The organism is Pseudolysinimonas yzui (genome assembly GCF_014653215.1).
GTDB lineage: Bacteria > Actinomycetota > Actinomycetes > Actinomycetales > Microbacteriaceae > Pseudolysinimonas_A > Pseudolysinimonas_A yzui.
The window spans coordinates 689,649-703,429 of the sequence record NZ_BNAI01000001.1; the positions used below are offsets into that span (position 1 = coordinate 689,649).

The 13,781-nt window shown below is 68.6% G+C and carries 15 protein-coding genes; 12 read left to right on the forward strand and 3 right to left on the reverse strand.

Annotated features, from left to right (window positions below; translation table 11 throughout):
- The first annotated feature begins 31 nt into the window (after positions 1 to 31).
- From pdxS to IE173_RS03485, 4 genes are read left to right on the forward strand one after another with little or no spacing between them, the layout of a single operon-like run.
- Positions 32 to 949: a pyridoxal 5'-phosphate synthase lyase subunit PdxS gene (gene pdxS, locus IE173_RS03470; protein ID WP_191281947.1), complete on the forward strand. Its 918-nt coding sequence runs from the start codon at positions 32 to 34 to the stop codon at positions 947 to 949.
- Complete coding sequence (pdxT, locus tag IE173_RS03475; RefSeq protein WP_373298443.1) at positions 939 to 1,568, forward strand: pyridoxal 5'-phosphate synthase glutaminase subunit PdxT; 630 nt, start codon at positions 939 to 941, stop codon at positions 1,566 to 1,568. The genes pdxS and pdxT overlap by 11 nt, the downstream gene beginning before the upstream one ends.
- A complete protein-coding gene (locus IE173_RS03480) occupies positions 1,565 to 2,059 on the forward strand; it encodes a nuclear transport factor 2 family protein (RefSeq protein ID WP_191281948.1) in 495 nt (164 codons plus the stop codon). Before pdxT ends, IE173_RS03480 begins: the two co-directional genes overlap by 4 nt.
- A gap of 41 nt (positions 2,060 to 2,100) precedes the next feature.
- Entirely contained in the window at positions 2,101 to 2,709 is a 609-nt protein-coding gene (locus IE173_RS03485) for a hypothetical protein (protein WP_191281949.1), read from the forward strand.
- Here the strand turns inward: IE173_RS03485 and IE173_RS03490 are convergent.
- On the reverse strand, positions 2,706 to 3,161 hold the full coding sequence (locus IE173_RS03490; protein ID WP_191281950.1) for a hypothetical protein: 456 nt from the start codon (positions 3,159 to 3,161) through the stop codon (positions 2,706 to 2,708). The two genes, IE173_RS03485 and IE173_RS03490, sit on opposite strands and share 4 nt — an antisense overlap.
- 74 nt (positions 3,162 to 3,235) lie before the next feature.
- Here IE173_RS03490 and IE173_RS03495 point away from each other — a divergent pair, with 74 nt between their 5' ends.
- From IE173_RS03495 to IE173_RS03530, 8 genes are all read left to right on the forward strand, one after another.
- Positions 3,236 to 3,997 carry a YebC/PmpR family DNA-binding transcriptional regulator gene (locus IE173_RS03495; RefSeq protein WP_191281951.1) on the forward strand — a complete coding sequence of 254 codons (762 nt, stop codon included), beginning with the start codon at positions 3,236 to 3,238 and terminating at the stop codon, positions 3,995 to 3,997.
- A gap of 66 nt (positions 3,998 to 4,063) precedes the next feature.
- Positions 4,064 to 4,633, forward strand: a complete 570-nt coding sequence (gene ruvC, locus IE173_RS03500) for a crossover junction endodeoxyribonuclease RuvC (protein ID WP_229841855.1) — start codon at positions 4,064 to 4,066, stop codon at positions 4,631 to 4,633.
- Positions 4,630 to 5,238 carry a Holliday junction branch migration protein RuvA gene (gene ruvA, locus IE173_RS03505; protein ID WP_191281952.1) on the forward strand — a complete coding sequence of 203 codons (609 nt, stop codon included), beginning with the start codon at positions 4,630 to 4,632 and terminating at the stop codon, positions 5,236 to 5,238. Before ruvC ends, ruvA begins: the two co-directional genes overlap by 4 nt.
- Positions 5,235 to 6,266 (forward strand): Holliday junction branch migration DNA helicase RuvB, encoded by a 1,032-nt coding sequence (gene ruvB, locus IE173_RS03510; RefSeq protein WP_191281953.1) that lies wholly within the window; start codon positions 5,235 to 5,237, stop codon positions 6,264 to 6,266. The genes ruvA and ruvB overlap by 4 nt, the downstream gene beginning before the upstream one ends.
- A 69-nt stretch (positions 6,267 to 6,335) precedes the next feature.
- Positions 6,336 to 6,761 carry a preprotein translocase subunit YajC gene (locus IE173_RS03515; protein ID WP_191281954.1) on the forward strand — a complete coding sequence of 142 codons (426 nt, stop codon included), beginning with the start codon at positions 6,336 to 6,338 and terminating at the stop codon, positions 6,759 to 6,761.
- A 97-nt stretch (positions 6,762 to 6,858) separates the two neighbouring features.
- Positions 6,859 to 8,598 (forward strand): protein translocase subunit SecD, encoded by a 1,740-nt coding sequence (secD, locus tag IE173_RS03520; protein WP_191281955.1) that lies wholly within the window; start codon positions 6,859 to 6,861, stop codon positions 8,596 to 8,598.
- On the forward strand, positions 8,598 to 9,623 hold the full coding sequence (gene secF, locus IE173_RS03525; RefSeq protein WP_191281956.1) for a protein translocase subunit SecF: 1,026 nt from the start codon (positions 8,598 to 8,600) through the stop codon (positions 9,621 to 9,623). Before secD ends, secF begins: the two co-directional genes overlap by 1 nt.
- A gap of 47 nt (positions 9,624 to 9,670) precedes the next feature.
- The gene (locus IE173_RS03530; RefSeq protein ID WP_191281957.1) at positions 9,671 to 11,926 is read left to right on the forward strand and encodes a RelA/SpoT family protein; all 2,256 of its coding nucleotides are present in this window, start codon (positions 9,671 to 9,673) and stop codon (positions 11,924 to 11,926) included.
- Here IE173_RS03530 and IE173_RS03535 read toward each other — a convergent pair.
- Together IE173_RS03535 and IE173_RS03540 are read right to left on the reverse strand one after the other, a co-directional pair.
- Positions 11,916 to 12,449, reverse strand: a complete 534-nt coding sequence (locus IE173_RS03535) for a type IV toxin-antitoxin system AbiEi family antitoxin (RefSeq protein ID WP_191281958.1) — start codon at positions 12,447 to 12,449, stop codon at positions 11,916 to 11,918. The genes IE173_RS03530 and IE173_RS03535 overlap by 11 nt on opposite strands.
- Before the next feature lie 89 nt (positions 12,450 to 12,538).
- On the reverse strand, positions 12,539 to 13,765 hold the full coding sequence (locus IE173_RS03540) for a DUF349 domain-containing protein (RefSeq protein ID WP_229841856.1): 1,227 nt from the start codon (positions 13,763 to 13,765) through the stop codon (positions 12,539 to 12,541).
- Positions 13,766 to 13,781 lie beyond the last annotated feature (16 nt).

Sequence of the window (13,781 nt, forward strand, 5' to 3'; positions counted from 1 at the left end):
CTCACTCTGAACGAACGTAGAATCGATAGTTATGACCACGACGCAAACCCCCACCGGCTCCGCCTCCCAGGAACTGGGCACGAAGGGCGTCAAGCGCGGACTCGCCGAGATGCTCAAGGGCGGCGTCATCATGGATGTCGTCACGGCCGACCAGGCGAAGATCGCCGAAGACGCCGGAGCCGTCGCGGTCATGGCGCTCGAGCGCGTGCCCGCCGACATCCGCGCCCAAGGCGGCGTCGCCCGCATGAGCGACCCCGACCTCATCGACGGCATCATCGCGGCCGTGTCGATCCCCGTGATGGCGAAGGCCCGCATCGGGCACTTCGTTGAAGCCCAGGTGCTGCAGCAGCTCGGGGTCGACTACATCGACGAGTCGGAGGTGCTGTCGCCCGCCGACTACGTCAACCACATCGACAAGTGGAAGTTCACCGTGCCGTTCGTCTGCGGCGCCACCAACCTCGGCGAGGCGCTGCGTCGCATCACCGAGGGTGCGGCGATGATCCGCTCGAAGGGTGAGGCGGGAACCGGCGACGTCTCCGAGGCGACCAAGCACATCCGTACGATCACGGGCGAGATCAACGCGCTGAAGTCGAAGACCAAAGACGAGCTCTACGTCGCCGCGAAGGAACTGCAGGCGCCGTACGACCTCGTCGCCGAGGTCGCCGCGACCGGAAAGCTTCCCGTGGTGCTGTTCACCGCGGGCGGAGTCGCCACCCCGGCCGACGCGGCCCTCATGATGCAGCTCGGTGCCGACGGCGTGTTCGTCGGGTCGGGCATCTTCAAGGCGGGCAACCCCGCCGCCCGAGCCGCAGCCATCGTCAAGGCGACGACGTTCTTCGACGACCCGGCCGAGATCGCGGCCGCGTCGCGGGGTCTCGGTGAGGCGATGGTCGGCATCAACGTCGCCGACATCCCGGCGCCGCACCGGCTCGCCGACCGTGGCTGGTGAGATCGGCGGTCGAGTAGCGCCCTCCGGGCGCGTGTCGAGACCCAAGGTCGGCGTGCTCGCCCTCCAGGGCGACTTCCGCGAGCACCTGCTCGTGCTGCGCGAGCGGGGGGCGGATGCCGTGCCGGTGCGCCGCGCGGCCGAACTGGACGATGTGGCCGGGCTGGTGATCCCGGGCGGCGAGTCGACCGTGATGGACAAGCTCTCCCGCGCCTTCGGCCTCGCCGAGCCGATCAAGCAGCGCATCGCCGACGGCATGCCGGTTTACGGCACCTGTGCGGGTCTCATCATGCTCGCCGACACCGTGCGTGACGCGATCACCGGGCAGCAGAACTTCGGCGGACTCGACGTCGTTGTACGGCGCAACGCGTTCGGCAACCAGAACGACTCGTTCGAGACCGATCTCGACATTCCGGAACTCGGCGAGCGGCCGGTGCACGCGGTCTTCATCCGGGCGCCCGTCATCGAGCAGGTCGGGCCTGCCGCGCGCTCTCTCGCCGAGCTCGACGACGGACGGGTGGTCGCCGTCGAACAGGGTGTGCTGCTCGGTACGGCGTTCCACCCCGAGGTCACCGCCGACTATCGCTTCCACGAGCGCTTCCTCGATAGCATCGGGCGATGAGCACCCTTCCGCCGGACGCCGGTTCCGAACCGGTCATCCCTGCCGCACCCGTGCCGCCGGCGCGCCGCTCGAAACTGCCGTGGATCCTGGGTGGCGTCGGCCTCGGGCTCGTCGTGCTCATCGTCGTCGCCATCGTGGTCGTGTTCAACGTCATCCTCGGTGCCACCAAGGGCCCGCAGGAGGTCGTCGGGGCCTATGACCGCGCCTTCGACGAGGTCGACTGCGAGCTGTACCTGAGCATCACGACCGAGGCCTACCAAGAGTCGTTCATGCCGACCTGCGAAGAGTTCGAAGCGACGGCGCAGAACTTCGTCGACACCTACTCCGACTACAAGGTCACGGTGACGGGCACCTCGGTGACCGGCGACACCGCCACGGTGAGCACGACCGAGACCTACGTGCTCGACGGCGAGGATGGCACCGACCTGTACGTGTACCACCTGGTGCAGTCCGACGGCGCCTGGCTGATCGACCAACTCGACCTGGAGTAACCGACTCTCCGCGCGGTATCCCGGCGCGGCATGATCGGACGATGAAGATCTACTCCGATTTCGCCGGCCGCCGCACCCGCCAGATCATCGCCGACGTGCTCGCGCTGTGTGCGATCGCCCTCTGGGTGTGGTTCGGGTACACCGTGTTCACCCTGATCAACAATCTCGCCGTCTTCGGCGTGCAGATGGAGGATGCCGGGGCCGGGTTCGAGGAGACGATGACCGAGGTCGGCGAGACCCTCGGTGGCATCCCGCTCATCGGCCCCGGCATCCGGTTGCCGTTCGACGGCGCCAGCGCCGCGGGCAGCACCCTCGAAGCCGCGGGACAGGCCCAACAGGATGCGGTGCTGCAGCTCGCGACGACGCTCGGGATCGGAACGGCGCTGCTTCCGGTGCTGATGATTCTCATCGTCTGGCTGGTGCCGCGCATCCTCTTCATCCGCCGGGCCGGCCGCGCCAAGGCGGTCGTGACGGCCGACGCGGGACTCGACCTGCTCGCCCTGCGGGCGCTGACCACCCAGAAGCTCTCGGCGATCACGAAGATCGACGCCGACGCCCTCGGCGCGTGGCGCCGTGGCGAACCGGAGGTGGTGCGTCGCCTCGCGCAACTCGAACTGCGCTCGTCGGGAGTGAAGCTGCGCGAGAGCTAGAGGGTGTCGGTGCGGAGGGTGACGTCGACCGGAGCGGCCGTCGAGACGGCGCGGAACTCGGGGGAGCGGCGGATGCCGCGCTCGAAGTCGTCGACCGCGGTCGGTGAGAAACACCAGGCGTGACCGCGACCGAGCGCGCGCCGGGCGGGCGTCCACCGGTAGCTCAGGCAGAGCGTCACCTGCACGATCGGCTGGTCGTCGCCCTCGCGGATGAGCTGACGGGTGACGCCCGCGGTGAACCGCGTCGCGTCGGCATCCGGACCCCACTGCCAGAGCAGCCCGTCGCCGTCGTCGAGGATGCGGGCGTGCTGGGCGCGGGACTCGGTGTAGAACCCGGTCATCGCGCGCAGCGCCGTGCCGATTCGCAGCGAGTCGAGCGACTCGCCGATCTCGGTGAGGTGACGCCGGAACGCGTTCTCGGCGAACGAGATGCGGAACCATCGGGCAGGCACCTCGTGAGCCTAGAGCGGGGCCTCGTCGGCACGCCAGCTAAGATTGCACGGGTTTCGAAGCAAGAAGGAGCACCGTGAGCGGGCATTCCAAGTGGGCGACCACGAAGCACAAGAAGGCGATCATCGACAGCCGTCGCGCCAAGTCGTTCGCGAAGCTCATCAAGAACATCGAAGTCGCCGCGAAGATCGGCGGCGCCGACCTGGCGGGCAACCCGACCCTCTTCGACGCCGTGCAGAAGGCCAAGAAGACGTCGGTCCCCAACGACAACATCGACCGGGCCATCAAGCGGGGTGCCGGCATCGGTGGCGAGGCCGTCAACTACGAGTCGATCATCTACGAGGCCTACGGTCCGAACGGCGTCGCGTTCCTGGTCGAGTGCCTCACCGACAACAAGAACCGCGCCGCCGCCGAGGTGCGCACGGCCCTGAACCGCAACGGCGGCACCCTGGCCGACCCGGGCAGCGTCGCCTACAACTTCAGCCGCAAGGGCGTCATCTCGATCACCAAGACCGACGGGGTCGACGAAGACACGATCCTCGAAGCCGTGCTGGATGCCGGAGCCGAAGAGGTCAAAGACCAGGGCGGCGGCTTCGAGGTCGTGACCGACCCGTCCGACCTCGTGCAGACCCGGTCGGCGCTGCAGGAGGCGGGGATCGACTACGACTCCGCCGAAGCCGAGTTCGTGCCGAACCTGCACATCGAGGTCGACGCCGAGACCGCGCGCAAGGTGTTCCGGCTGATCGACGCGCTGGAAGACAGCGACGACGTACAGAACGTGTTCAGCAACTTCGAGATCCCCGACGCCGTTCAGGCCGAACTCGATACAGACGAGTAGATACGGCGAGGAGACACGCCGGGCGCCGTTCGTACATCTGTTCGAATCGCTCGGTAGTCTGACCAGGTGCGCATCCTGGGGATCGACCCGGGTCTGACCCGGTGCGGAGTGGGCGTCGTCGAACTCGGCGCCGGTCGCCGCGTGCGCTTCATCCACGCCGGCGTCATCCGCACGCCGCCCTCCGACCCGCTCGAGCAGCGCCTGCTCGCGGTGTCGCGCGGCATCTCGGCACTCATCACCGAGTTCACCCCGGGCGCCGTCGCCGTCGAGCGGGTGTTCGCCCAGCACAACCTGCGCACCGTCATGGGCACCGCGCAGGCCAGCGGCATCGCGCTCGCGATGGCGGCCGAGCACGGGTTGCCGGTGGGGCTGCACACGCCGAGCGAGGTGAAAGCCGCGATCACCGGGTACGGCTCGGCCGCGAAGCTTCAGGTCGGCACGATGGTCATGCGCATCCTCGGGCTCGACGAGATCCCGAAACCGGCGGATGCCGCGGATGCGTTGGCGCTGGCGATCTGCCACGGGTGGCGGGGGAGCGTGGGGGCTGGTCTCGAGGCGAACGGAAGCGAGACGCCGGCGCAGCGGGCGTGGCGCGAGGCCGAGAAGTCGGCGGGCAAACGTAGGGTGGCGTCGTGATCTCGTCGGTGCGTGGCACGGTGCTGAACGTCTCGGGGTCGCACGTGCATGTGGACGTCGGCGGGCTCGGGTACGCCGTGCAGATCACCCCGCAGCACGCGCTCAGCCTGCGGGTCGGCAACGAGGTGCGGCTCCACACCGTGCTCATTGTGCGGGAAGACGACATGAGCCTGTTCGGCTTCGCGACGGGCGCCGAACTCGAGATGTTCGACCTGCTGCGCAGCGTCTCCGGCGTCGGACCGAAGTCGGCCCTCGGGGTGCTCGCCACGCTGACGCCCGACCAGATCGCGACGGCGGTCGCCGCCGAAGACGACGGCCCGTTCCGCAAGGTGTCGGGCATCGGGCCGAAGACCGCGAAGCTCATCGTCGTGTCGCTCGCCGGCAAGATCCTCGCTCCGGTGGGCGTCGCACCGGTCGCCGCGCCGGCATCCTCCACCGCTCAGAACGTCGTCGCCGCACTCGTCGGACTCGGCTGGAACGAGCGCGTCGCCGTGCAAGCCGTCGACGAGGTGATCGAGGCCGCGACGGAAGACGGGGCGCTGCCGGTGCCCGCACTGCTGCGCCTCGCCCTCGCCCGGCTCGGACCCCAGCAGGTGCGCTCATGACCGACGACACCGGCCTGGTGCGACCGGCACCCGAGTCGGATGCCGAGCTCGCCTTCGAGGGCGCGCTGCGTCCGCGCAGCCTCGCCGAGTTCGTCGGCCAGGCCAAGGTGCGCGGTCAGTTGCAGCTGCTGCTCGACGCGGCGGCGATGCAGAATCGCACGCCCGACCACATCCTCTTGGCCGGCCCGCCCGGACTCGGCAAGACGACGCTCGCGATGATCGTCGCCCACGAGTCGGGGCGGCCGCTGCGCATGTCGAGCGGCCCCGCCATTCAGCACGCCGGCGATCTCGCGGCGCTGCTGTCGAGCCTCGTGCCCGGCGAAGTGCTGTTCATCGACGAGATCCATCGCATGGCGCGCAACGCCGAAGAGATGCTCTACCTCGCGATGGAAGACTTCCGCATCGACATCATGGTCGGCAAAGGCGCGGGTGCCACGAGCATCCCGCTCGATCTCGCGCCCTTCACCCTCGTCGGCGCGACCACCCGCTCGGGTCTGCTGCCGAACCCGCTGCGCGACCGCTTCGGCTTCACCGCGAACCTGGAGTTCTACGAGACGTACGAACTCGAGGAGGTGCTCTCTCGCGCGGCGCGGCTGCTCGACCTCGACATCCCGCACGACGCGCGGCGTGAGATCGCGAGCCGCAGCCGGGGCACCCCGCGCATCGCGAACCGGCTGCTGCGCCGGGTGCGCGACTTCGCGCTCGTGCGGGGCGGGGGAGCGGGTCTCGCCGCGGTGCACGGCGCGCTCGAGCTCTACGACGTCGACCCGATCGGCCTCGATCGCCTCGACCGGGCCGTGCTCGAGGCGATCGTGTCGCGGTTCGAAGGAGGCCCGGTCGGCCTGAGCACCCTCGCGGTGAGCGTGGGCGAAGAGGCGGACACGATCGAATCCGTCGTCGAGCCGTTCCTGGTGCGCGTCGGGATGCTCAGTCGCACGCCGCGGGGCCGGGTCGCGACCCGCCGCGCCTGGGACCACCTGGGGGTGCGTCGACCCGACCGAGGGGGGCTGTTCGACGATGACATATGATTCAGGGGGTTCGCCGAGCCACAGTACGTAGGCTGCGCGCGATACCCCTCAATCCCCGGAAGGCTTCTCGTGTTCGAAGACCCGCTGTCCCTCGCCCTCATCGCCATCGCGGCCGTGCTCATCGTGTTCATGTTCATCAGCTCGCGGCGCCGCCGCCGTGACGCCGAGACGATGCGCGCGAAGATCGTTCCCGGTGCCGAAGTGATGACCAGTCAGGGCATCTACGGAACCCTCCTCTCCGTCGACGAAGAGAAGAACGAAGCGATCATCGAGACCACGCCGGGCACGAAGCTCCGCGTGCACAGCCAGACCATCGCCAAGGTCGTCGACGAGATCGTGCCCGCGGAAGACGACGCGACCGAAGACGCCGAGATCCTCGAAGCGACCGGGGCGATCACCGACCCCGACATCGACATCACCGACGAGCCCGAGTTCGGCGAGCGGTCCGAGAAGCCGAAGCCGGCCCCGCGGTCGCGCAAGAAGCCGACCGAGTAGTCGTTACCCTGGTCTCCGGCCCCGCGTGGGGCCGGAGCGGCGCGCCGGTGAGTCCTTCACAGCACGGCGTGTTCTGAATCGTAGAAAGAAGAGGCGCGTGGCCACGAAGTCATCGAGCCCGGCACGCAAGGCGGCGCGTTCGCTCGCCTGGCTCGGCGCGATCATTGCCGTACTCGGCGGCATCGTCGGCGGCGGAGTGATCTGGGGCGGCTGGGATCCGGCCCCCAAGCTCGCGCTCGACCTGCAGGGCGGCACGCAGATCATCCTGGAGCCGCTCATCGCCGAGGGGGCTGCCGACGTCACGACGGAGCAGCTCGAGCAGGCGGTGACGATCATCCGCCAGCGTGTCGACGCCACCGGTGTCTCCGAAGCCGAGATCTCGACGCTCGGCACGAACATCGTCGTCGCCATCCCGGGGGAGCCCGACCAGGCGACCCTCGACCGCCTCCAGGCCTCGGCGAAGCTCGAGTTCCGCGCCGTGCTCGTCGCCGGCGCGCCGTCGGCCACGACGGCGGGCGACGGAACGGATGCCGACGGCGACGGCACTCCCGACCCCACCGAGTCGGCGACCCCTGATCCCGCCGCGACCCCTAGCGTCACCCCGACCGACGGCAGCGACCTCGCCTGGGTGACCCCGGAGCTTCAGGCGGAGTACGACGCCTTCGACTGCGCCAGCCTGGCCTCGGCCACCACCAACGTCGCGCCCGCCGACGAGCCGCTGATCACCTGCGAGACCGACCTCTCGATCAAGTACATCCTCGGTCCGGTCGAAGTCGATGGCTCCAACATCAGCGATGCGCGCGCGGGCCAGGTGCTGGGCTCCAACGGCGCCAACACCGGACGATGGGCCATCTACCCGACGTTCGACGAAACCGGTACCGCGGCGTTCTCCGAGATCACCACGCGGTTGGTCAGTCTTGCCTCACCCCGGGACCAGTTCGCGGCCGTGCTCGACGGCAAGGTGCTGATCGCTCCGGCGACCCAGGCCGCGATCACCAACGGCAAGCCCGAGATCACCGGAAACTTCACCCAGGAAGACGCGACGTCGCTCGCCAGCCAGCTCAAGTTCGGGGCGCTGCCCGTGAGCTTCGAGGCGCAGAGCCAGGAGTCGATCTCGGCCACGCTCGGTGAGAGCCAGCTCGCGAGCGGCCTCGTCGCCGGTGGCATCGGCCTGCTGCTGGTCGTCATCTACTCGTTCTTCCAGTACCGGGCCCTCGCCTCGGTCACGATCGCCTCGCTCGTCGTCGCCGCGTTGATCACGTACCTGACCGTCACGATCCTGTCGTGGGGCCGACTGGACTACCGGCTGTCGCTCGCGGGCGTCGCGGGTCTCATCGTCGCGATCGGGTTCACCGTCGACTCGTTCATCGTGTACTTCGAACGCATCCGCGACGAGTTGCGCGACGGCAAGGGGCTGACCAGCGCGGTCGAGGCCGGCTGGAAGCGCGCCCTGCGCACGATCTACGCCGCGAAGGGCGTGACCCTGCTGTCGGCGATCGTGCTCTACATCGTCGCGGTCGGCAACGTGAAGGGGTTCGCCTTCACCCTGGGCATCACGGTCATCATCGACGTGCTCGTCGTCGTGCTCTTCACCCACCCGATGCTGCAGGTGCTGGCCACCCGCCGGTTCTTCTCGTCGGGGCACCCCCTGAGCGGCTTGGATCCCCAGGCGCTCGGCGCGGTGTACCGCGGTCGGGCCGAGTTCCGGCCGTCGACGGAGGCCCGCAAGGCCGGCGCGAGCCGCGAGGCAGGCAAGCGCCAGACGATCGCTGAGCGCAAAGCCGCCGAGATGGCCTCGACGTCGTCGCAGTCCACCGAGTCCAAGGGGAAGAAGTAATGGCCAGCGGACTCACGCGCTTCGGCAACGACCTCTATACCGGCGCCCGGTCGGTTCCGTTCATCCGGCTCCGGGTCATCTGGCTGTCGATCGCGGCCGTGCTGATGCTGATCGCCCTCGCCGTGCCGTTCGTACGCGGCGGCGGTGACTTCGCGGCCGGCTTCAACTTCGGCATCGAGTTCCGGGGCGGTTCTCAGTTCCAGGTGTCGAACGCCGCCATTCCCGACGGGGCGAACCAGCCCGATGCGTCGCTCGCCGAAGAGGCCGTGCATTCCGTCGCGCCGGACGCCGTCGTGCGGGTCAGCACCGTCGGAGACGACGGTGTGCGGGTGCAGACCGACCAGCTGACGAATGCCGAGACGCAGGACGTCGCGCGCGCCCTGGAGGACTCCTACGAGACGACCGAGGTGACGTCGTCGTTCGTCGGGCCCACGTGGGGTGCCGACATCACGCGACAGGCCCTCATCGGTCTCGGCGTGTTCCTCGTTCTGGCGATGATCATGATGGCGATCTACTTCCGCACCTGGAAGATGTCGCTCGCCGCGATCGTCTCGCTGTTCCACGACCTCGTCATCACGGTCGGCGTCTACGCCGCATCCGGCTTCGAGATCACCCCGGCCGCCGTCGTCGGGTTCCTGACGATCCTCGGGTTCTCGCTCTACGACACCGTCGTGGTGTTCGACAAGATCCGCGAGAACACGTCGGAGATGTCCGACGACTCGACGCGCACCTTCGGCGAGACGGTCAACCTCGCGGTCAACCAGACGCTCGTGCGATCGATCAACACCGGTGTCGTGGCCGCGCTTCCGGTTGCCGCGATCCTCTTCATCGGGTCGTTCGTGCTCGGGGCCGACACGCTCCGCGACATCTCGCTGGCGCTGCTCGTCGGAACGATCATCGGCACCTACTCGACGCCGTTCGTCGCCTCGCCGTTGTACGTCTGGTTCCGGGAGAACGAGCCCGCGATCGCGAAGCGCGACAAGCGCGTGCTCGAGCTCCGCGAGAAGTCCACCGTCACCGCTTAGGCATCCACGCGTCAGCGGTACCTGGGTAGCGAAACTAGACTCAGCGCATGACGGAGACTCAGGCGCCGAATACGGCAACACTGAGAACTCTGCTGCCCAGAATCTTCTCGCGCGCGCAGCCGACGGGGGCGGTCGACCGGCTGCTCAAGACGGTGCGCACCCACCACCCGAAGGCCGACGTCGCCCTCATCGAGCGGGCGTACACCGCCGCCGAGAAGGCGCACTCCGGGCAGAAGCGCAAGAGCGGCGAGCCGTACATCACCCATCCGGTCGCGGTGGCGCAGATTCTCGCCGATCTCGGGATCGGTGCGAAGACGATCGCGGCGGCCCTGCTGCACGACACCGTCGAAGACACCGACTACACGCTCGACCTGGTGCGCGCCGACTTCGGCGATGAGATCGCGATGCTCGTCGACGGCGTGACCAAGCTCGACAAGCTGAAGTACGGCGACAGCGCACAGGCCGAGACGGTGCGCAAGATGGTCGTCGCGATGAGCAAAGACATCCGCGTGCTCGTCATCAAGCTGGCTGACCGCCTGCACAACGCGCGCACCTGGGGATTCGTGCCCGAGGAGGCGGCGAGGCGCAAAGCGCAGGAGACGCTCGAGATCTACGCGCCGCTGGCGCATCGCCTCGGCATCCAGACCATCAAGTGGGAACTGGAAGACCTGTCGTTCGCGGTGCTGCACCCGAAGCTCTACGTCGAGATCGAGAGCCTCGTGCGGGATCGCACGCCGCAGCGCGAAGAGTTCGTGCAGAACGTCATCGATGCGGTCAACGAAGACCTCAAGTCGGGCAAGATCAAGGGTCAGGTCGTCGGCCGCCCGAAGCAGTACTACTCGATCTACCAGAAGATGGTGCTGCGCGGGCGGGAGTTCACCGAGATCTACGATCTCGTCGGCATCCGCGTGCTGGTCAACAACATCCGGGACTGCTACGCGGTGCTCGGCGCGATCCACGCCCGCTGGAACCCGATCCCGGGCCGGTTCAAGGACTACATCGCGACGCCGAAGTTCAACCTCTACCAGTCGCTGCACACGACGGTGATCGGGCCGAAGGGCCGCCCGGTCGAGATCCAGATCCGCACCCACGAGATGCATCAGCGCGCCGAGTTCGGTGTCGCCGCCCACTGGAAGTACAAGGAGCGCGTCAACTCCGGTCGCGGCGAATCCGATCGCGGGCCGAACGACACCGAGATGGCCTGGCTCGCGCACATCAGCGACTGGCAGGCCGAGACCGAAGACGCGAGCGAGTTCCTCGACAACCTGCGCTTCGAGATCGGGGCGAAAGAGGTCTACGTCTTCACCCCGCAGGGCAAGGTCATCGGCCTGCCGGCGGGAGCCACCCCGGTCGACTTCGCCTACGCCGTGCACACCGAGGTGGGTCACCGCACGATGGGGTCGAAGGTCAACGGGCGACTGGTACCGCTCGAGAGCGAGCTCACCAGCGGCGACGTCGTCGAGGTGTTCACCTCGAAGAACCCGGATGCCAGCCCCAGCCAGGACTGGCTCAACTTCGTCAAGAGCCCGCGGGCCCGCAACAAGATTCGCGGGTGGTTCACGAAGGAGCGCCGCGAAGAGGCCATCGAGCAGGGCAAGGATTCGATTGCCCGCGCGATGCGCAAACAGAACCTCCCGCTGCAGAAGCTGATGAGTTCCGACGTGCTCGCCGAGGTCGCGGCGGCGATGCGCTACGAGGGCGTCGAGGCGCTCTACGCGGCTGTCGGCGAAGGCCACGTCTCCACGCAGTCGGTGCTCGAGAAGGTCGTCGCCTCGGTGCAGTCGGAGGCCGAAGCCGACGAGGCCGAGATCCCGTTCACCCCCAAGGGCCGCGCCCGCCAGTTGCGGCCGAGCGACTCGGGCGTGCTCGTGCGCGGCGCCCCCGACATCCTCGTGAAGCTCGCCAAGTGCTGCACCCCGGTGCCGGGCGACTCGATCGTCGGCTTCGTGACCCGCGGGTCGGGGGTGTCGGTGCACCGCGACGACTGCCTCAACGTGACGGCCCTGAGGGAAGACCCCGAGCGGATGATCGACGTCGAGTGGGCGCCGACCTCGTCGAGCGTGTTCCTCGTGCAGATCCAGGTGGAGGCGCTCGACCGCTCCGGCCTGCTCTCCGACATCACCCGCGTGCTGTCGGAGCACCACGTCAACATCCTCTCGGCGAACGTGTCGACCTCGAGCGACCGCCTGGCGATCAGTCGGTACGTCTTCGAGATGGGCGACACCGTGCATCTCGATCGCCTGCTCAACGCCGTGCGCCGCATCGATGCGGTGTACGACGTATACCGGGTGTCTACGGCGTAAGCACGCGACGCAGGTTGGCGCGGGCGCGCACCTTCAGCGGGATGCCGGCTCGCCTCTCGAGCGACGCGAGGCAGTCGGCGAGGTCGAGGCGACCGACAGCGGCCAGACGCGTCACGGTCGTCAGGTCGAACCGGTCGACACACCGGGCGAGGTCGAGGATCGTGCGCAGCGGGGTGGTGACGCGACAGCCGTCGAGCGACGTCAGATCGTCGGCGTCGTAGACGATCTCGCGCACGGCGATCTGGTGCACGGGCGAGAGCCGGGCGCGGGCGTCGGGCGTGACCGCGAACTCCAGCCGGTCGGGTTGCTCGGCAGCACCCCAGATCCAGGCCGCCGTGCCGAGTTCGGCGATCAGCCGCGGCGAGCGGGCACCGAGCACGGCGCGGGCCCGATGTCGCGGCTCCTCGAGTTCGCCGACGAGACAATAGGCCCCGGCGAGGTCGTAGACCTCACCGTCCAGCCGCGCAGCCTGCAGTTCGACGGGACTCAGGTCGGCATCGACGAGCACGGGGGAGAGGCGCATGCCGACAGGCTCGCAGCCGTGGCACCGCGAACGTGCGATCCGGTGTCATCCGGTGGACAGGCGAGCCTGTGGAGAACTCCGCCGTCGGGTCAGCCGAGGGCGTCGAGCCAGACCCGCCGCGCCGCGAGGGCCTCTTCGGCATCCTTGATCTTGCGGGCATCGCCGTTGGCCTTCGCCGCCTCGAGCTCGCGCTCGAGCTTCTCGATCGCACCGGTCAGCTGAGCCGCGAGGCCCGTCGACCGGGCGACCTTCTCGGGATCGGTCTTGTTCCAGTGGTCGTCGTCGAGCTTCTTGACGGCCGCCTCGACCTTGCGCATGCGGTCTTCGACGGTGCGCAGCGAGTCGCGGGGCACCTTGCCGATCGCGTCGTAGCGCCGCTGGATGCCGAGCAGGGTCTTCTTGGCGACCTCGCGGTCGGTCTCGGTCAGCAGCTTCTCGGCCTCGTCGAGCAGCGCCAGCTTCTGCTCGAGGTTGCCGGCGAACTCTTCGTTCTCGCGGGCGTCGACCTCCGCCTTCGCGGCGTAGAGGGCGTCGCCGGCGGCCTTGAAGCGCGCCCAGAGCGCGTCGTCGACCTTCTTGCCGGCCCGACCCGCGAGCTTCCACTCGTCGAGCAGCCGACGGTAGTCGGGAATCGCCGCCGTGCCCTTGCCGACGAGGGCTTCGGCACGCTCCGCCAGCTCCTGCTTGCGGGTGCGGGCTTCCTTGTGCGTGCTGTCCAGCTCGGCGAAGAACGCCTTGCGGTGCGTCTCGATCGTCGTGCGAGCGGCGCGGAACCTCTTCCAGAACTCGTCGCCGACCGCCTTCGGCAGCCGCGGTCCGTCCTTCTGGGCGGCCTGCCAGCGGGCGAACAGCTCGTCGAGGTTCGTCGACACCTGCTTCCACTGCGCCTTCGCCGGGTCCTGGGCCGCGAGCGCCTCCACCTCCGCGACGAGGGCTTCGCGCTCGGCGATGGCGGCATCCACGGCGGCGCGGGCCTCGGCGGACTGCTTCTCGGTGAGCTCGCCGACGCTGCCGGTGAGCTTGCCGAGGCGCTCGGTGAGCGACGCGAGGTCGCCGACGGCGTTCGCGGTCGCGACGGCTTCGGTCAGCGAGGTGATCGCCTTGGCCACGTCGGCGGCGGGCGCACCACCACGCACGCGCTGCTCCAGCAGCGACACCTGGCCCTGCAGCTCGGTGAACTTGCGCTCGAAGTAGGCGAGCGCCTCTTCGGGCGTCGCGTCGGGGTAGGAGCCGACGGCACGTTCGCCATCCGCTTCACGGACGTACACCGTGCCGTCGTCGCCAACGCGACCCCACGGTGCCTGTTCGTTCGCCACTGTGCTTCCTTAGCTG

What these genes read in the sequence shown, in the direction of transcription:
- IE173_RS03480 (WP_191281948.1), top strand. Translation starts at nt 1,565, where the DNA reads ATGAGCACCCTTCCGCCGGACGCCGGTTCCGAACCGGTCATCCCTGCC.
- IE173_RS03535 (WP_191281958.1), bottom strand. Translation starts at nt 12,449, where the DNA reads ATGCGCCTCTCCCCCGTGCTCGTCGATGCCGACCTGAGTCCCGTCGAA.
- IE173_RS03530 (WP_191281957.1), top strand. Translation starts at nt 9,671, where the DNA reads ATGACGGAGACTCAGGCGCCGAATACGGCAACACTGAGAACTCTGCTG.
- pdxS (WP_191281947.1), top strand. Translation starts at nt 32, where the DNA reads ATGACCACGACGCAAACCCCCACCGGCTCCGCCTCCCAGGAACTGGGC.
- secF (WP_191281956.1), top strand. Translation starts at nt 8,598, where the DNA reads ATGGCCAGCGGACTCACGCGCTTCGGCAACGACCTCTATACCGGCGCC.
- ruvB (WP_191281953.1), top strand. Translation starts at nt 5,235, where the DNA reads ATGACCGACGACACCGGCCTGGTGCGACCGGCACCCGAGTCGGATGCC.
- IE173_RS03485 (WP_191281949.1), top strand. Translation starts at nt 2,101, where the DNA reads ATGAAGATCTACTCCGATTTCGCCGGCCGCCGCACCCGCCAGATCATC.